The 16,534-nt window shown below is 55.9% G+C and carries 19 protein-coding genes; 3 read left to right on the top strand and 16 right to left on the bottom strand.

The features are described 5' to 3' along the window. Positions 1-12: 12 nt before the first annotated feature. Complete coding sequence (gene sucC / locus IDH45_RS12170) at positions 13-1,173, bottom strand: ADP-forming succinate--CoA ligase subunit beta (protein WP_190927887.1); 1,161 nt, start codon at positions 1,171-1,173, stop codon at positions 13-15. Positions 1,174-1,486: 313 nt separating this feature from the next. Next, the gene (locus tag IDH45_RS12165; protein WP_190927885.1) at positions 1,487-1,744 is read right to left on the bottom strand and encodes a hypothetical protein; all 258 of its coding nucleotides are present in this window, start codon (positions 1,742-1,744) and stop codon (positions 1,487-1,489) included. A gap of 230 nt (positions 1,745-1,974) precedes the next feature. Here IDH45_RS12165 and IDH45_RS12160 point away from each other — a divergent pair, with 230 nt between their 5' ends. After that, the gene (locus IDH45_RS12160) at positions 1,975-3,534 is read left to right on the top strand and encodes a YifB family Mg chelatase-like AAA ATPase (RefSeq protein WP_190927883.1); all 1,560 of its coding nucleotides are present in this window, start codon (positions 1,975-1,977) and stop codon (positions 3,532-3,534) included. A gap of 154 nt (positions 3,535-3,688) precedes the next feature. Beyond that, on the top strand, positions 3,689-3,877 hold the full coding sequence (locus tag IDH45_RS12155; RefSeq protein ID WP_190927881.1) for a DUF2524 domain-containing protein: 189 nt from the start codon (positions 3,689-3,691) through the stop codon (positions 3,875-3,877). Positions 3,878-3,955: 78 nt separating this feature from the next. On the opposite strand, the gene IDH45_RS12150 is transcribed toward IDH45_RS12155, so the two are convergent. The 14 genes from IDH45_RS12150 to IDH45_RS12085 form a co-directional block, all read right to left on the bottom strand. After that, positions 3,956-4,336, bottom strand: a complete 381-nt coding sequence (locus IDH45_RS12150; protein WP_190927880.1) for a YraN family protein — start codon at positions 4,334-4,336, stop codon at positions 3,956-3,958. Next, complete coding sequence (locus IDH45_RS12145) at positions 4,333-4,644, bottom strand: EscU/YscU/HrcU family type III secretion system export apparatus switch protein (protein ID WP_190927878.1); 312 nt, start codon at positions 4,642-4,644, stop codon at positions 4,333-4,335. Before IDH45_RS12145 ends, IDH45_RS12150 begins: the two co-directional genes overlap by 4 nt. Further along, the gene (locus IDH45_RS12140; RefSeq protein WP_190927876.1) at positions 4,641-6,491 is read right to left on the bottom strand and encodes a hypothetical protein; all 1,851 of its coding nucleotides are present in this window, start codon (positions 6,489-6,491) and stop codon (positions 4,641-4,643) included. The genes IDH45_RS12145 and IDH45_RS12140 overlap by 4 nt, the downstream gene beginning before the upstream one ends. An 80-nt stretch (positions 6,492-6,571) precedes the next feature. Continuing rightward, positions 6,572-7,186, bottom strand: coding sequence for a ribonuclease HII (locus tag IDH45_RS12135; protein WP_317891194.1), 615 nt, complete (start codon positions 7,184-7,186; stop codon positions 6,572-6,574). Positions 7,187-7,357: 171 nt separating this feature from the next. Further along, positions 7,358-8,257: a ribosome biogenesis GTPase YlqF gene (gene ylqF, locus IDH45_RS12130; RefSeq protein WP_190927872.1), complete on the bottom strand. Its 900-nt coding sequence runs from the start codon at positions 8,255-8,257 to the stop codon at positions 7,358-7,360. 31 nt (positions 8,258-8,288) lie between these two features. Further along, entirely contained in the window at positions 8,289-8,978 is a 690-nt protein-coding gene (gene lepB / locus IDH45_RS12125) for a signal peptidase I (RefSeq protein ID WP_190928023.1), read from the bottom strand. Between the two features lie 196 nt (positions 8,979-9,174). Next, a complete protein-coding gene (gene rplS, locus IDH45_RS12120) occupies positions 9,175-9,513 on the bottom strand; it encodes a 50S ribosomal protein L19 (RefSeq protein ID WP_190927870.1) in 339 nt (112 codons plus the stop codon). A gap of 183 nt (positions 9,514-9,696) precedes the next feature. Further along, the gene (trmD, locus tag IDH45_RS12115; protein WP_190927868.1) at positions 9,697-10,437 is read right to left on the bottom strand and encodes a tRNA (guanosine(37)-N1)-methyltransferase TrmD; all 741 of its coding nucleotides are present in this window, start codon (positions 10,435-10,437) and stop codon (positions 9,697-9,699) included. Next, positions 10,437-10,961, bottom strand: coding sequence for a ribosome maturation factor RimM (gene rimM / locus IDH45_RS12110; RefSeq protein ID WP_190927866.1), 525 nt, complete (start codon positions 10,959-10,961; stop codon positions 10,437-10,439). The genes trmD and rimM overlap by 1 nt, the downstream gene beginning before the upstream one ends. A 220-nt stretch (positions 10,962-11,181) precedes the next feature. Next, complete coding sequence (locus tag IDH45_RS12105; RefSeq protein WP_190927864.1) at positions 11,182-11,412, bottom strand: KH domain-containing protein; 231 nt, start codon at positions 11,410-11,412, stop codon at positions 11,182-11,184. A 21-nt stretch (positions 11,413-11,433) separates the two neighbouring features. Further along, the gene (gene rpsP, locus IDH45_RS12100) at positions 11,434-11,706 is read right to left on the bottom strand and encodes a 30S ribosomal protein S16 (protein ID WP_190927862.1); all 273 of its coding nucleotides are present in this window, start codon (positions 11,704-11,706) and stop codon (positions 11,434-11,436) included. Between the two features lie 33 nt (positions 11,707-11,739). Next, complete coding sequence (gene ffh / locus IDH45_RS12095; RefSeq protein WP_190927860.1) at positions 11,740-13,122, bottom strand: signal recognition particle protein; 1,383 nt, start codon at positions 13,120-13,122, stop codon at positions 11,740-11,742. 50 nt (positions 13,123-13,172) lie between these two features. Next, complete coding sequence (locus tag IDH45_RS12090) at positions 13,173-13,523, bottom strand: putative DNA-binding protein (RefSeq protein WP_190927858.1); 351 nt, start codon at positions 13,521-13,523, stop codon at positions 13,173-13,175. A gap of 111 nt (positions 13,524-13,634) precedes the next feature. Further along, positions 13,635-15,395: a hypothetical protein gene (locus IDH45_RS12085; RefSeq protein ID WP_190927856.1), complete on the bottom strand. Its 1,761-nt coding sequence runs from the start codon at positions 15,393-15,395 to the stop codon at positions 13,635-13,637. A 135-nt stretch (positions 15,396-15,530) separates the two neighbouring features. On the opposite strand from IDH45_RS12085, the gene IDH45_RS12080 reads away from it, so the two are divergent. Further along, positions 15,531-16,445: an AraC family transcriptional regulator gene (locus IDH45_RS12080; protein WP_190927855.1), complete on the top strand. Its 915-nt coding sequence runs from the start codon at positions 15,531-15,533 to the stop codon at positions 16,443-16,445. Positions 16,446-16,534: the final 89 nt, after the last annotated feature.

Raw genomic sequence — 16,534 nt, 5'->3', positions numbered from 1 at the left:
TCTCCTCTCGAATTACTTCACCAGCGAAACGATTTTTTGCGCGCCGTCCGCCATCGAGTCGGCCGCCACAATGTTCAGACCGGATTCATTCAGCTTCTTCTTGCCAAGCTCGACGTTCGTACCTTCCAGACGCACGACAAGAGGACGATCCAAGCCGATTTGCTTAGCTGCCTCAATTACGCCGTCTGCGATCACGTCGCATTTCATGATGCCGCCGAAAATATTGACGAAGATGCCTTTTACTTTCGGGTCGGACAAAATGATTTTGAACGCTTCGGTAACTTTCTCGGTCGTTGCGCCGCCGCCTACGTCGAGGAAGTTCGCCGGCTCGCCGCCGTAATATTTGATAATATCCATCGTCGACATGGCAAGACCCGCGCCGTTAACCATGCAACCGATGTTGCCGTCAAGCGCAATGTAGCTCAGGTCGAATTTGGATGCTTGGATTTCTTTCTCGTCTTCTTCGTCCAGGTCGCGAAGCTCCAAAATGTCTTTATGACGGAACAAAGCGTTGGAGTCGAAATTCAGCTTGGCGTCAAGCGCCATCACATTGCCGTCACCGGTTACGACGAGCGGGTTGATCTCCGCGATCGAGCAGTCCTTGTCCACAAATGCGGTATACAAAGCTGTCATGAACTGAACCGCTTTATTGACCAGCGGAGCCGGGATGTTGATCGCATAAGCCAGCTTGCGGGCTTGGAAAGGCATCAAGCCGATTGCAGGATCGATCACTTCTTTGAAAATTTTCTCCGGGGTATGTGCGGCAACTTCCTCAATCTCGGTACCGCCTTCTTCGGAAGCCATCATGACGACACGGCCGGTAGCGCGGTCTACGACCACGCCCACATAGTACTCTTTCTTGATGTCGCAGCCCTCTTCGATGAGTAAACGCTTCACTTCTTTGCCTTCCGGCCCGGTTTGGTGCGTTACGAGTACTTTCCCGAGAATTTGCTCGGCATATGTACGCACTTCGTCGAGGTTTTTAGCCACTTTGACGCCGCCCGCTTTACCGCGGCCGCCTGCATGGATTTGAGCTTTGACGACGACCACCTGGGTGCCGAGAGCTTTTGCCGCTTCGACGGCTTCGTCGACGGTAAACGCCACTTTGCCCTGAGGAACCGCAACGCCATATTGTCTCAGGACTTCTTTGCCTTGATACTCATGGATATTCATTCTCGAATCCTCCTATCAACTGTCTTGGGTGAGTTTGTATGCAAAAAAAGGCAAATTGCCCTCTCCCGACCGAACGTAAAGCAACTCCGTCGATTCGGTGTATCCCCAAAAATGCCCTACTCATTGTATCACGTTTCATCGACACTTTCCTGAATTTTTTGTGAACAATGTACGTTTTTTTGATTAAGACGACAAAAAGACAGCCGGAACGTTAGGAGGCGTTCCATACGCTTAGACATGCAAATAGCGCTGCTCCCGAATTCGGAAAGCTCGCGCTATCGCTAAGGGGCCGGTCTGTACGCGGACCCGTCCTTCAATACGCCGGATTCGTCGGGGAAGCCATTCGGGGCTCGCGCTCCGCCTGCTTGACGAACCGCATCTCATTGCCGGCAAAGCCGCACACGAGACAACCGATCGTCGGCTCGGCATCCTCAACCGGAACGGGATCGGCCATGCTGTAGATTTCCCCGGTCACCGGTTCTTTCATAAACGATTGGGACGTTGTCGCATAAACCCGGAACTTCGTCCGATTTGAACGGCAGTTGGGACAAAAGTACGCTTTTTCCTCCATGTAGTCTCACCTCATTTCCGCTACATTCCAGTATCTCCAATGGATCGGATTTTAATAAAAATGTTGGACCGGGAAGGAAAACGGCGGCGCAGCGGCGAATAACTACTTCTGACAATCTGAGTATATTTCGGTAATACGGACGATAAGGAAGCACCTTTTCCGGCAACCGACCCGCTTGGCCTATCTATGCCCGGTGCGGGTTTTAATTCCGAGAAGAGGTGTTTTTTGTTATGTACGACAACCGGTATGGCGCTTGCCTGCAAGGGATAGACGGTACGATCGTCGATGTGGAGATTGATATTAGCAACGGCTTGCCGTTTTTTCAAATCGTCGGACTTCCGGACAGCTCCGTGCGGGAATCTGCGGAAAGGGTGCGATCGGCGATCAAAAATACGGGAGCCGCCTTTCCGATGGAACGGATTACGGTCAATCTGGCTCCGGCCGACGTCCGCAAGGAAGGCGCCTCGTTCGATTTGGCCATTGCCGCAGGCATCCTCACGGCAAGCGGCCAGCTGTCGCTGCCGGGTCTGGACCGCTGCCTGACGATCGGCGAGCTGTCGCTCGACGGCCGGCTGCGGCCTGTGCACGGCGTGCTGCCGATGGTCGATGCAGCCAGACGCAGGGGGCTAACGAACGTGCTGCTGCCTGCGGAGAATGCGGAGGAGGCCGCCCTGATCGAAGGCATGCGGATCGCAGGCATTCACAATTTGAAGGAACTGCTTCAGTATAGGGGGAACGACCTATTTAAAAGTCTATCGGATTCACGGCGCCCGTCAAAAGATCAATTGCAGCCGCAGTTTGTCGAAACATGGGCCGAAGATTTTGTCGATGTATGCGGTCAGCATCAGGCGAAACGCGCTCTAACGATCGCTGCGGCCGGGATGCATAATCTGATTTTCGTCGGACCGCCAGGCTCCGGAAAAACGATGCTGATCCGCAGGCTGCCCTCCATCCTCCCCGTCTTGTCGGAGGAGGAATCTCTTGAAGTAACGAAAATCTATAGTGCTGCCGGCCAGTTAAAGGACCGCACGACGCTGATCCGGGCAAGACCGTTTCGCAATCCGCATCACACCGTATCGATGGGCGGACTTGTCGGCGCAGGCAGCGTTCCGAGGCCGGGCGAAGTCAGCTTGGCCCATCGCGGCGTCCTGTTTCTCGACGAGCTGCCGGAATTTCCGCGGAATGTGCTGGAGGTGCTGCGTCAGCCGATCGAAGACCGGCGCGTGACGATCAGCCGGGCGAAAGCGGTGTTTACGTTCCCAACCCATTTTATGCTGGCGGGTTCGATGAATCCGTGTCCGTGCGGATTTTATGGCTTCTCCGGACCGGCAGCGGCCTGTTCGTGCAGTCTGCCTCAAGTTCAGCGTTACCGTTCCCGAATATCCGGCCCTCTGCTTGACCGGATCGATATTCATGTGGAGGTTCCGCGCATCGATTTCGATTCGATGAAGCGGACGGAGGGCAACGTCTCCTCGGAACAGATCCGCCAGTCGGTGGAATGCGCCATGCTGCTCCAGGCGGAGCGTTATGCGGGCAAGGGAATCCGGTTTAACGGCGAGTTGTCCGGCCGCTTGCTGCGTGAATACTGCCGGCTCCCCCCGGACGGAGACAAGCTGCTGGCCGAGTCGTTCGAAGCTTTAAGCTTAAGCGTACGGGCTCACGACCGCATTCTCAAAATAGCCCGAACGATTGCCGATCTGGACGGCAGCGGAGCAATCCGGACGGCACACCTCGCCGAAGCGCTTCAATACCGCTGTCTCGACCGAAGTATGGAGGACAAATTCGGATGATTCGGGTGTAACGTGATTTCCGTTCGTCGCGCTTTTACGATTATCCGGGCCGACATCGATGCATAATAGTGTTGCACCGCCCATTACCGTATGAGCCAGCCCCTTCTGCGAGGCTTGCTGGCTGCACGGGCAATACGACACTATGGAGGCTACTATGCTGGATCAATTGGAAAGCAACTATAACTGCTCGAACGCCGGCGAAGATTTGCACAACCTGTTGCAGGAGGCGGAGCAATTGCGCAGCCGCAGCGGGGCATCACCGGAAGATCAGGAGCATCTGAACCGAATCGAAAATCAGATCCGGTTTATCCGCAACAAATGCTCCATTCCCGGCGAAGGCTGATCGCATCGCCCTCAGCCTTACGAAAAAGCCGTCGTAGACCGGAACCGGTCTTGACGGCTTTTTCCCTTACGTATTCCATTAAAAAGCGTATGGAATGTGATTGATTCGGTGCAGCTCCCCGCCGGTCGTAAACGCGACCGCAATGACGTCATACCGCGTCTTTCTATCGAAAGCCCGATTGCGGTACAAGTAAACATTCGCCGTCTCCCGTACCTTGTTCCGTTTGCGGGCGTCGACGGATTCCTCCGCCGTTCCGAACGTCCCGGTATCGCGGCGGGAACGCACTTCCACGAAAACAATGACTCCATCCGTCTCCGTGATCAGGTCAAGCTCCCCGCTCGGACAACGCCAGTTCCGTTCCAGTATCCGGTACCCTGCCGCTTCCAGGTAAGCGGCGGCTGCCTCTTCCCCTTTGCGCCCCAGCGCACGTCTGCCGTCTGCCATTCTTCCGCCCGTCATTTCGCTTCTTCCCTTCCCGCCTTGGCGCGCGAATCGGTCCGGTACACGAAGCTTAATATTTCGGCGACCAGCTGGTATAGCTCGGGAGGGATTTCCTGCTTCAGATCCAGCTTGGACAACACTTCGACGAGCGACGGATCTTCCTGCAGCGGGACGCCGTGCTCCTTCGCCTTCTCCATGATCGTCTCCGCGATGTGGCCCTTCCCTTTGGCTACGACGACTGGGGAAGTGTTCTCGCCGGGCATGTAGCGGAGTGCTACCGCTTTTTTGATGCTGCTGTTCCGATCCTTCTTATTGTTTCCGTTCATACTTTCACGTCCACACCTTTATACGGCTTTACGCGGAATCCGGATGCTGCCGCAGCTCTGTCTGGATTCAAGACGGCCATACCAGAGGAGTCGGAATCCGCCTGCGCGGGCTGAGGAAAAGGGCTGCATTTAAGCGCCATGAACTGGTATCCGTTCTGCCTTAGCCCGTCTTCAATCTCATCGCGGTACTGCTGGAGCAGCGGTCCGAGAAACGGCATATCATTATGCACCTGCAGATGCACTTTTTTATCGAACACCTGAACGTCGACAAGAGTCAAACCAAGCGTCTGCATGTTCAAGTCGAACAGCAGCCGGCAATTTTGCGCGTCGATTTCCCCCCGTTTTCCTTTTCTCGACTGGACGTGAATCGCGGCCGTCTGCTCGCCTCCTTCATGACGCACCGGCAGCAATAAAGTGACATGGCTGAATACGGACCCCCGGTCGGGCGATAACAGCAGCTGCTGCCCGGTAATTTGCTGCAAAGTCTGCTGCGCTTGCTCGCGTAAAGGCTCCGGTGCGGAGCTCGAACTGATCACCTGCAGCAGGACGCTTTTGAGGCTGTCAGCCGCCGCGTGACGGCCCGGATCGGATGGAACGGCTCTAGCCTCCGGTTCCTGCGCTGCAAGCCGCACAGAGGCCGGGTCGTGCGTCATAGGCGTTCCTCCCGGCTTCGGCTCCGCCTTCTCGATCGCTTTGGCGAGCTGATGCTCGTGATCCATGCCTACCGCCTTCAGAACGCGCGATATCCAATTGTCGTCGGCTCTAGCTGCCGGCCGGCCGGAGGAGGACGGATCGTGCTCTACGTATGGTTGGGGCGCAGCGGGAATTGCGGACGCGGCCGGATTCGCCGCTTTGGGGATAGCCGAATCCCGGCTTACAGCGGCTTCCGTCCCTGCTGCCGTCCCCGGCGCCCTCCCGTCCCCGGCTTGTCCTGCACCATTTGCCCCGGTTGCAGCACCTCCGCTTCCTGGACCCGAAGCCGGCACCGCCGTAGAGGCAGCGCCCACACTCTGCGACCATGGAATCGGCTCGCGTGCGGGAGCATTTGCCATTCCCGGCGCCGGATTCGCCGCAGATGTCTGCGGTCTTGCCGGCACGTCCGGCGCGGCTTGTTCCGCCGGCAGCGCCGCCGGCACAGTCGACGCAGCTGCCGGCATACGTCCTGCCGCCTCGCGGACTTGGCCGATCGCCTGCTGCAGCTTGTCCAGAAGCGGCTTCAGCTCTGCGGCCGTACCGCTTGCGGCAAGCGTGCGTGACGCTTCCGAAGCTCTCGCCTCGAGTCCGTCCAGCCTCTCCTGCAGCGCCGGACCGAACATCGCCTCCCGAAGGCCGGCTACCGTTTCCCGGGATAAGGGCAAATTCCGGTCGTTTGCCACGACAGCCGCTTCCAGCCATTGATTGGCCGGAACCTGGGCAGGCGCCTGAGTCATGATTTTATGAAACGATTGCAGATTCGCTTTCGTGGGAGGCACATCCGCCTGCTGCAGTTGCTTCGCCAATTCTTTCAGCGCAGGCTGGTCTTTGGAAGGAAATCCTTTGACAAGCTCGGACAACGCCCCTTCATCAAGCGGCAGCGCCGACCCGTTTACCGGCTTCAGCACCAATTGGCTGCCGTTCGAATCGGGCATCACCTGCAGAAACGTCACTAATCCCTGGCGCAGTGGAATTTCCAGCTTGGCCCTCATATGGACCCCGCCTATATTAACAATCGCATCCTGCTCACCGAGCAACTGCAGCACCATGCCTTTGACGATTTGGCCGACTTTCAGCTCCAGCGATTTGGCATCTGCCGCCGGCTGCATCTCGCCAAGCAAATTCCGCATCATTTGACCGATCTGCATGCTCATATCGCCGACTCCTTTACCGTCATATCTGTTTCTTATGTATATCGGCTTGATACGGATTTATTGTTAATAGGCCTATGGAGTCAGAACAGCTCCAGTTGCTCGTTTAACAACCCTTTCAAAAACGTTTTGCGGTGCAGCGGGCAAGCCCCGTATTCGAGTATCGCTTCCCTGTGCGCTTTCGTAGCGTATCCTTTATGCGCAGCGATTCCGTATTCGGGAAATTCCATATCCCACTGAAGACAGAGGCGGTCCCGGGTTACTTTGGCGATGATCGAAGCGGCCGCAATCGACTGGCTAAGCGCATCCCCGTGTATAACCGCGAGCTGCCGGATCGAGCTGTCCACCTTCTCCGCATCGACCAGCAGATAGTCCGGCACGACCGATTCGCTTAGCTGCTCCAGCGCCTTCTTCATTGCCAGTCTGGCCGCCTGCTTAATGTTGATCGAATCGACTACCGAAGCGCTCACGCAGCCGATCCCGATCCCGAGCGCCCGCTCCGTAATGATCGGATACAGCTCCTCGCGTTTTTTCTCGCTTAACTTTTTCGAATCGTTAATTCCTTCAATTTCGCAGCCCTCCGGCAAAATCACCGCTGCGGCAACTACGTCGCCGAACAGACAGCCGCGTCCGACCTCGTCGATCCCCGCGACGAACCGGATGCCGCTTTGCCATAAATCGCGTTCATATTCCAGCACCTTGCGTTCCCCCATGATCGGTCGTTTGTATGTTCCATTGTACCGGGAATACGGACAAGTGGGAAGACCGCATCTGATCCCTCCCGCAAAATCCCCCTATACATTCGCTGGAAATCGCTCAGCCTAAATCCCCCGGTAACGACAAAAAAGCACCCTCGGGCGGCGTAACGTTCAGCCGTCAAGAGTGCTTGTCATATACTGCATCTGATTCGGGCTTTCCAGACTGATCCGGCCCAGCTTACCGCCTCGCAGATCCCGCAGGATGACCATCGACGCCTTCTCCAGGTTGATCGTCCCCCCGCTTTGCAGGCAGCCCCGCTTGCGGCCGATCCGTTCCATCACGTCGACGAACGCATTCGGCTCCGACTGTCCGGACGGAAGCTCGTCCAGCTCGTACCGCTGCTGCAACTCGCCTGGATACCCGGCAATCAGAAACCGGATCGCATGATACGCCACATCTTCCACCTGCAAAATCTGATCGCTGATCGACCCGATCGCCGCCAGCTTGTAGCCCACCTGCTGATCCTCGAACTTCGGCCACAATATCCCCGGCGTATCGAGCAGTTCCAGATCCCCGCCTGCCTTGATCCACTGCTGCCCCTTCGTCACTCCCGGCTTGTCTCCGGTCGCCGCAATATGCTTGCCTGCGAGACGGTTGATCAAGGTCGACTTCCCTACGTTCGGGATACCGACGATCAGCGCCCGTACCGCACGCGGGTTCATTCCTTTGCTGAGCTGCTTCTCGATCTTGTCCTTCAGCGCATGCTTCGCCCGCTCCGGGATGGCCCGTACGCCCTCGCCCGATACACAGTCTATCGGCAGCGCCTCGATGCCGATGCCGGCAAAATATTGAACCCATTCCCGGGTAACGCTCGGATCGGCCAAATCCGCTTTGTTCAACAAAACGAGCCGAGGCTTGTTCATCAATATTTCATCGATCATCGGATTGCGGCTGGAGAGCGGAACCCGAGCGTCCAGCAGTTCGATCGCAAGATCAATCAACTTCAGCTTCTCCTGGATTTGCCGCTTCGCCCGCGTCATATGACCGGGAAACCATTGGATCGTCGCCATGCCGTCACCTCCCGACTGTCCGTTCATTTCTTTAATGAATCCATTGCCAATCTTTCACCGGCCAAAAAACGATATCCGCCCGCCCGACGATATTGTCAAACGGCACAGGCCCGATCATCCGGCTATCCGTGCTGTCCGAGCGGTTGTCCCCCATGACGAAAACGGTCCCTTCCGGAACTTTGGATTCCGGCCAGTTCAGATCGTTATACGTTCTGCCCGATTGCTTCGCTTTCTCTATAACATCCCGCAAAAACGGCTCGTCCACCGCTTGTCCGTTAACAAAAACGGTATCGCCCTGCACTTTAACGGTCTCGCCCGGGAGCGCCACTACGCGTTTGATGAAATCTTTATTGCCCGGAGCGTGGAACACGATCACTTCGCCGCGTTTCGGCTCACGGAACTTGTACAGCAGTTTGTTGACGATAATTCGCTCGCCGGTGTGAAAATTCGGTTTCATCGACGGGCCGTCCACGATGTAGGAGCCGAACAGGAAGTAGCGGATCAAAAAGGCGAGCGCGAACGCAATCAGCAGCGCCTTGGTCCATTCCCACACTTCGTTTTTCGCTTTCGCGGCGGCGGTGCCGCCGGTCTGCGTCGCTGCTTGGACGTCGGCCCCATCCGTTTCACGTGCCGGCTCAACTTGTCCATTCGCCGGCGGCGCATCGCTCCGGTTCAGGCCCTCTTCGGCGCTTGCCGCTTCCGGAGCTGTGGAGCGCTCCATGTCTGAATCCGACTGCTTGCTCTCGTCCGGCATATCGTTTGCATTCGCTGGAACCGGACGTTTCGCTTGATCGTTATCGCTCATAGCCTCCCCCTTCTGCTCCGGAATTACGCTTCCTTCTGCATGGTACTGAAGTCGTCCTATCTCTATTCGGGTAAACGAAAAGGGACTTGTTTGCGACAAGCCCCCATTCCGATTAACGAATTTCTTGAATTCTAGCTGCTTTACCGCGCAGTCCGCGCAAGTAGTAGAGCTTCGCGCGGCGAACTTTACCCCGGCGAGCCACCTCGATTTTCTCGAGCTTAGGCGAATGCAGCGGGAATGTTCTTTCCACGCCTACGCCATACGAAACTTTGCGAACGGTAAACGTTTCGCTGATTCCGCCGCCACGACGCTTGATCACAACACCTTCAAACAGCTGGATCCGTTCGCGCGAGCCCTCGATAACCTTAACATGCACTTTCAACGTGTCGCCTGGACGAAAGCTTGGTACTTGACGAAGCTGTTCTTGCGTAATTTCACGTAAAAGATTCATAGGTTGACTTCCTCCTTCCACTCAGATGTTCGTACTCGCTCCGAAAGCCCTATATGGCTGACATCATGGCGCGCAGAGGACCACCGAACTAAAAACTACAACAGGTGATATTTTACCATACCCGCCCTAATGAATGCAAGCAACTCTTCTAAAATATCAATTGAAAGCTCTAGCTTTCCCCCGCTACGACTCCGGCTCACTCCGCTGCTTCTCCAACCACGCCCGTTCCTTCGGCGTCAAGTCGGCATCCTCCAGCAAATCCGGCCGTCTCCTCAGCGTCCGGAGCAGCGACTGCTCGCGTCTCCAGCGGGCTATGTTGTCGTGATGACCGGATAACAGCACGTCCGGCACCGGCCACTCCCGAAACTGAGCAGGCCGCGTATAATGCGGATATTCCAGCAGCCCCGTACTGAACGAATCAGTGACAGCGGACAGTTCGTTGCCGAGCACGCCGGGAAGCAGTCTGACGACGCTGTCGATCACAACCATCGCCGGCAGCTCGCCGCCGGTCAGCACGTAGTCGCCGATCGAGAGCTCGTCTGTGATCAAGTGCTCGCGAATCCGCTCGTCGTACCCCTCGTAGTGTCCGCAAACGAACACGAGATGGCTTTCCCGCGACAATTCCTCCGCTTTGCGCTGTGTAAACGTTTCGCCCTGCGGGCACATGAGAATAACCCGCGGGCGATCTCCTCCGGGCGGCGCCAGCTCTTCCACGGCGCTGAAGATCGGTTCCGCCTTCAGCACCATGCCTCCCCCGCCGCCGAACGGGTAATCGTCCACCGTATTGTGCTTGTTGTTCGCATAATCGCGAAAGTTAACCGTTTGCAGCGAAACGATTCCTTTATCCCGCGCTTTGCCCAATATACTCGAACCGAAGACGCCTTCAAACATACTCGGAAAAAGAGTCAGCACCTCAATCCGCATCAGTCGATCAAACCTTCCATCAGATGAACCCGGATCCGTTTCGCTTCCACATCCACGTCGAGAATGACGTCGTCAATGACCGGCAATAATACCTGCTTGCCTTTGGGACGTTCGACGACCCACACGTGGTTCGCTCCGGGAGCCAGTATTTCGCTTACCGCTCCAAGCTCTTCCCCGTCCTCTGTAACGACGGTGCAGCCGATAATCTCATGATAATAATATTCGCCTTCGTCCAGCGGCTTCCGCTCTTCTTCGGCCACTTTCAACTCCCAGCCTTTGTAAGGCAGTACTTCATTAATGTTAACGTGCCCTTTCAGCTTGACGATATACACGTTTTTGTTGAGACGGGCCGACTCCACCTGAACGGCCATACGATCGGCTTCGTTCTGTGGGTTTACCACGATCAGCCGGCTGCCTTTGGCAAACCGTTCTTCGGGAAAGTCCGTTTGCGGCACAACTTTAAGCTCTCCGCGAACGCCGTGCGTATTGACCACTTTACCGACACTGTACAGTTTTCCGCTCATCCATGTCCCTCCATGTAACCGGTATTCATTTGTATATTCCGAGCTTTCGAAGCAGAGCAGGACAGCGGACAGCGGACCGCCGTCCTCCGGATTTGGAAAAAGGGCTAGGCGCGAGCGGCCTAACCCTTCCTGCCTGCAGCTTGCGCTCCCGTTCCAACCGTTATACTTGCCGCATAGCGGCTGGAACGGAAGGCAAACGGAAGCGAGTCCGCTTCAAACGTCAAGAGACGATTTCCACGGACACGCGTTTGTTTTGTTTCACGGCCGCCGATGTGACGACAGTGCGCAAAGCTTTGGCGATACGCCCCTGCTTGCCGATCACCTTGCCCATATCGGACGGATGAACGGACAGCCGGTAAACGATCTCGTCTTTCTCCTCGGCTTCGTTCACGACGACATCTTCCGGATGATCAACCAACGCCTTGGCGATAACGGTGATCAAATCTCTCATAGCAACCTCCAAATCAACAGATTACTTCTGTTGTCTGATTTGGTGAAACTTCGTCATGATTCCGGCTTTGCTGAACAAGTTGCGAACCGTGTCGGACGCTTGCGCGCCGTCTTGCAGCCATTTCAACGCTTTTTCCTCGTCGATGGTAACTGCAGCCGGTTTCGTCAACGGATTGTACGTACCGATTTCTTCGATGAATCGGCCGTCACGCGGGGAACGGGAATCCGATACAACCACGCGGTAAAAAGGAGCTTTATGAGCGCCCATACGTTTCAAACGAATGCGAACTGCCATTTGATTTCACCTCCCTTGCAGAATAGACCCGGTTTAGCCGAACGGAAACTTGAAGCCTCCGCCGCCTTTGCCAAGTTTGTTTTTTAAGTTTTTCATGCCTTTCGGACCGCCGGGTCCCATCATCGACGAGAACTGCTTCATCATTTTGCGCATATCGTCGAACTGCTTGATGAGACGGTTGACGTCCTGAATCGAGGTGCCGCTGCCTGCCGCAATCCGCTTGCGTCGGCTCGCGTTCAGCAGCTCCGGCTTGCGTTTCTCTTCGGTAGTCATCGACTTGACGATGGCGACGACGCGTCCCATCTGCTTGTCGTCGACCTTCATGTCTTTCATGCCCTTCATCTTGTTCGCTCCGGGCAGCATATCGAGCAGTTGGTCAAGCGGTCCGAGCTTCTTCACCTGCTCCATCTGTTCCAGAAAATCTTCGAACGTGAACTCGGCGTTGCGCATCTTGCGTTCCATCTCGGCCGCTTTGTCCGCGTCGATGTTGGCCTGCGCCTTCTCGATCAGCGACAGCATGTCGCCCATGCCGAGAATCCGCGACGCCATCCGCTCCGGATGGAACGGCTCAAGCGAATCCATCTTCTCCCCGAGCGAAGCGAACTTGATCGGGCGTCCGGTAACGGCCTTGACCGACAAGGCGGCTCCGCCTCTCGTATCCCCGTCAAGCTTCGACAGAACGACGCCGGTCAGCTCCAGCTGGGCATGGAAGCTCTCGGCGACATTAACCGCTTCTTGACCTGTCATCGCGTCGACGACCAGCAGCGTCTCGTCCGGCTGCACCGACTCGACGATCATCTTCAGCTCGTTCATCAGTTGGTCGTCAATATGCAGCCGTCCGGCTGTATCGATGATCAGGTAGTCGTTTCCGTTATCCTTCGCGTGCTGCAAAGCGCCCTTGGCGATGTCGACCGGGCTTGTCTGATCCCCGAGCGTAAACACCGGCACTTTGATCTGCTCGCCGAGCACCTGAAGCTGCTTGATCGCCGCAGGACGATAAATATCGGCAGCGGCAAGCAGCGGGCGATGGTTCTGCTTCTGCAGCAGCTTGGCCAGCTTACTTGAAGCCGTCGTCTTACCCGCGCCCTGCAAGCCTACCATCAAGATGACTGTCGGCGGCTTGTTCGCCTTCGCCAGCTTGCTTTGGGTGCCCCCCATAAGCTCGGTCAACTCTTTGTTTACGATATCGATGACGACCATGCCCGGAGTAAAGCTCTTCAGCACTTCCTGGCCGATCGCCTTCTCCTTCACTTTGGCGATAAACTCTTTGACGACTTTGAAGTTGACGTCGGCTTCAAGCAGAGCAAGCCGCACCTCGCGCAGCGCTTCGTTCACGTCGTCCTCGGTCAGTTTTCCTTTGCCCCGCAGCTTGGTCAGCACGTTTTGCAAACGGCCGGTCAATCCTTCGAATGCCATGGTCATCCCCCCGCTTCATCCGTGGAGTTGTAAAATCGGTGTTGCATCGTTCAATCTATATTGTACAGCTTTCGCACCAGCTCTTTCAATTCGCCCGGTAGGGCGGACGTTTCGCCGGCGAACAGCGCTTCGATCCGCTCTGCGACCTGGCGGCGCTCCTCGTGCTTGCGGAGGAGGCCCAGCTTCGCCTCGTAATCCTCCAGCGCCTGTTCTGCGCGCTTGATATGTTCGTATACCGCTTGGCGGCTTATCTCATATTCCTCGGCTATTTCGCCGAGCGAATAATCGTCGTGAAAGTACAGACCGAGAAACGTGCTCTGCTTGCCCGTCAACAAAGGGCCGTATATGTCAAACAGCATGTTGATCCGGTTCGTCTTGCTGAGCGCCTCTTCGCTTGTCACCTGCGTCACTCCCTCTGTTAAGGAAAACACCTTTACAGCGACAAAACTAATCATAGCGGGTAGGCGATGCGTTGTCAAGCATTTTACCTTGTCAGAAAAAAAACAACCCGGTCATTCGACCGGGGCAAACACTTTATTCAGAAACGGATTCGCCGTAAATTGATCAGCTTGGTAAATGAAGATGCCGTCCACGCCAAGATTCGTGTAATGATCGATATACCGCAATAGATCTTGAGGGGAGTGAGCCATACACAAACTGCCCGCCCTTGGGTCGGAAGCTACGGATCGTTTCCACCCGTCGATGCAGCCGTACACCTTGGCGGCCGTCCCTTTGCACATCGCTACGAAATGCTCCACCGGCGGGAACGGCTCGCTGGTTGCCGAGTTGGAAGGTACGATCCCGTCTACGTATCCGTGTTCCACGCTGATTTGCATCGCCCTGAAATAATGAGCCTGATCGGCCGGAATCCGTACCTTCAGCTCAAGCGGCCGGCCCGTATCCGCCGACTTGCGGTTCAATCGCTCTTTCGTTTGCCGCAATATGTACACGATCGATTCCGCGGTCTGATTGCCGAAGCTCCTCATATAGTCCAGGAATAAACCGTCTATATCGTAATTGTCGACCAGCTCGAACAGGATGCGCAGCGCGTACTCGCGCACTTCTTCTTTGCCGTAATCGAACTCCCCCCCGGACAGCAGTCCCGGATTGCTTTGGGAAAATCGTTCCGATACGGCGGGAAGCCACAGGTAAGGCCGGTTCATTCCGACGTTGGCGGTCAGCCGTACTCCTCTGCCCTTTGCATAAACAACGGTTTCCGACAAAATATCGCAGTTGTTCGCCAGCTTGACCGGATCGTCGATAATCGTATTTTCATCCGTTCGCGCGGGAGTGTCCAGCCTTTGCAAAAAGTGGCTGTGGTGCAGCGACTTCATCCCGATCCGGACCGTTTGACAAGTGATCTCCCGGGGCTTTAAGCGCAGAAACTCCTCCAGCATTACCCCGTTCATCGTCGCGCCGTCATGGAATCCATGGAGGGAATAGCTATAAGGTTCGTAATACAGGATAAGCTCCGGAACAGGCTTCCTGACCGAAGAAACGTCCGCATTCCGGGATTCGGCTGCGGGAACAAGCTTTACATACCCGATCTTCCCCGCCTGATGATGCTCCACGAGCGTCTCTTTCAGTTTGGCCAATTCAAGAACGCTTCCGTCCAGCTTATGCCGTTTCCAGTAAATTTCTTTATTCGCTTTGCCGTTAAAGCTGCTTTCCAATAAGTCCATACTGTTGCCCGAGGTGACGATTCGGGAAAACGGCTCGGCATCAACCCGTACCAGCTGTCTCAAGCCTCCTGCCGGCAGGCCGAAATAAATATCGTACTCTCCGGAAGCGGGTAAAGTCATCGTCGCATACGGTGAAAACTCGTTGCGCAGCACGCCGAACGACCGCCCCTCGCCCCCGTCTGCAGCCGAAACGTCCGTTCCTTCAGCCGGATACACCCAATCTCTGCAGTATACGACTCCCCGGTCCGACAATTCGACGGATTCGGAATATTCGTGAATACCGTCTATCGCGACGACGATCAGTCGGACGGACACCGCGCCGCAGTATGTGCCCAGGTTCAAATAACTGTTCCAGTAAAACCTCGGCTCGGCTTGGCCGCTTAACCGGACGATCCCCTTGGATACAGCCTGGCTCCATAAGTACCCGTTTCCGTTCAGTACCGTTTCCGTATCCAAGCCGGGGTATAGGCTGGCCGCTTTCCAGTTTAAACCGTCCACACTGATCCGCATCTCGCACGAGATCAGTCCTTCTACGCCGCCCAGCTTAAGTTCCACCAAGTTATCGTTTCGTTGCACGATCGAACGAATCATGTATACCTCTCCCCTTCTGATCATTTCATAAGGCTGTCGCCGCGGAAAACGGATATTTACGCCCCATGCTCCGTCCGTTATGATAAAGTCAACGAACTTCAAGCCCCCCCATAAACCGAGCTGGAGTTGAATCAGGTGCAGGAGCCAAGCCGTCATGAGCCGTGCGAGCCCGTCAAAATTACTGTGGAAGCCGGAACCGTGCTCTTCGAGGTCGGTCTGGACATCGGCTTTTTTCGCCCGGACGACTACGACTGGGACCAGCAGTTAAGCCATAATCATGCCGACTTCGAGATCCATCTCGTCCAGTTGGGCAGGTGCGTCATGCTCATCGAAGACCAGCAGCACGAGCTGCCGGAAGGTACGTACTGCGTCATTCCGCCCGGAACGTATCACTCCCAGTTGTCCAACAAGCACGATCAGGTGCGCAAAATATGTTTGCGCTTCCACTATAGAGCAGCTGCTGATCGCAATAGCCAAGCCCGCAATCCGGAAGCGGAAACGTTCCTGCAGGTGCTGAACGGGATGACCTTCTACAAACAGACGGATTCGTCCGGAACCCTGCAATCGCTTATGACCGCTATAAAACGGGAGCTGCTGGAGAAGCCGGTCGGCTACAGAGCGAAAACGATAAGTTTGCTCGCCCAGCTGCTGATCGATCTGATCCGCACCGCTCCGCATGCTCCTGCCGAGGAGTACAGACAGGCTGTACCTTTGAACCCGGATGATAACCGGACCGGGCTGATCGATGCTTACTTCGCCGCGCACTATAACGAGGCGGTCAAGGAGGAAGAGCTAGCGCGCCGGCTGAATGTGAGCACCCGTCAGTTGCACCGCATCTTAAATGAGCTGTACCGCACGTCCTTTCGCCGAAAGCTGCTGGAGACCCGGATGAAAATTGCCATGGAGCTGCTCACAAACACGGACCGGCCTGTCCATGATATCGCGGCTGCGGTCGGCTATCAGTCGCCGGGAAACTTCCATGCCGCGTTTAGACTGCATGTCGGCATGACTCCAACCGCCTATCGCAAACAACAAAACCCAAAGGATTAAGCTCCTTTGGGTTTCATTATAAAAACGAGTCTGCGGCGCGGCAATACGCCGGTCAGACGTCTTTTCGGAAATGATGTCTGAACGTCAAC

This window comes from Paenibacillus oceani (assembly GCF_014705615.1).
GTDB classification, from domain to species: domain Bacteria; phylum Bacillota; class Bacilli; order Paenibacillales; family NBRC-103111; genus Paenibacillus_AB; species Paenibacillus_AB oceani.
Note: the sequence above shows the minus strand (reverse complement) of the source record. Positions and strands in the feature narration are given on the sequence as shown.

Coding starts and splice junctions, on each gene's coding strand:
- IDH45_RS12145 (WP_190927878.1), bottom strand. CDS start 4,644: ATGAACGGAAACAATAAGAAGGATCGGAACAGCAGCATCAAAAAAGCG.
- IDH45_RS12105 (WP_190927864.1), bottom strand. CDS start 11,412: ATGAGAGATTTGATCACCGTTATCGCCAAGGCGTTGGTTGATCATCCG.
- ylqF (WP_190927872.1), bottom strand. CDS start 8,257: ATGGCGACGATCCAATGGTTTCCCGGTCATATGACGCGGGCGAAGCGG.
- ffh (WP_190927860.1), bottom strand. CDS start 13,122: ATGGCATTCGAAGGATTGACCGGCCGTTTGCAAAACGTGCTGACCAAG.
- IDH45_RS12160 (WP_190927883.1), top strand. CDS start 1,975: ATGTACGACAACCGGTATGGCGCTTGCCTGCAAGGGATAGACGGTACG.
- IDH45_RS12150 (WP_190927880.1), bottom strand. CDS start 4,336: ATGACGGGCGGAAGAATGGCAGACGGCAGACGTGCGCTGGGGCGCAAA.
- rplS (WP_190927870.1), bottom strand. CDS start 9,513: ATGAATCTTTTACGTGAAATTACGCAAGAACAGCTTCGTCAAGTACCA.
- lepB (WP_190928023.1), bottom strand. CDS start 8,978: ATGGAGCGCTCCACAGCTCCGGAAGCGGCAAGCGCCGAAGAGGGCCTG.
- IDH45_RS12140 (WP_190927876.1), bottom strand. CDS start 6,491: ATGAGCATGCAGATCGGTCAAATGATGCGGAATTTGCTTGGCGAGATG.
- rpsP (WP_190927862.1), bottom strand. CDS start 11,706: ATGGCAGTTCGCATTCGTTTGAAACGTATGGGCGCTCATAAAGCTCCT.
- IDH45_RS12165 (WP_190927885.1), bottom strand. CDS start 1,744: ATGGAGGAAAAAGCGTACTTTTGTCCCAACTGCCGTTCAAATCGGACG.
- rimM (WP_190927866.1), bottom strand. CDS start 10,961: ATGAGCGGAAAACTGTACAGTGTCGGTAAAGTGGTCAATACGCACGGC.
- trmD (WP_190927868.1), bottom strand. CDS start 10,437: ATGCGGATTGAGGTGCTGACTCTTTTTCCGAGTATGTTTGAAGGCGTC.
- IDH45_RS12155 (WP_190927881.1), top strand. CDS start 3,689: ATGCTGGATCAATTGGAAAGCAACTATAACTGCTCGAACGCCGGCGAA.
- IDH45_RS12085 (WP_190927856.1), bottom strand. CDS start 15,395: ATGATTCGTTCGATCGTGCAACGAAACGATAACTTGGTGGAACTTAAG.
- sucC (WP_190927887.1), bottom strand. CDS start 1,173: ATGAATATCCATGAGTATCAAGGCAAAGAAGTCCTGAGACAATATGGC.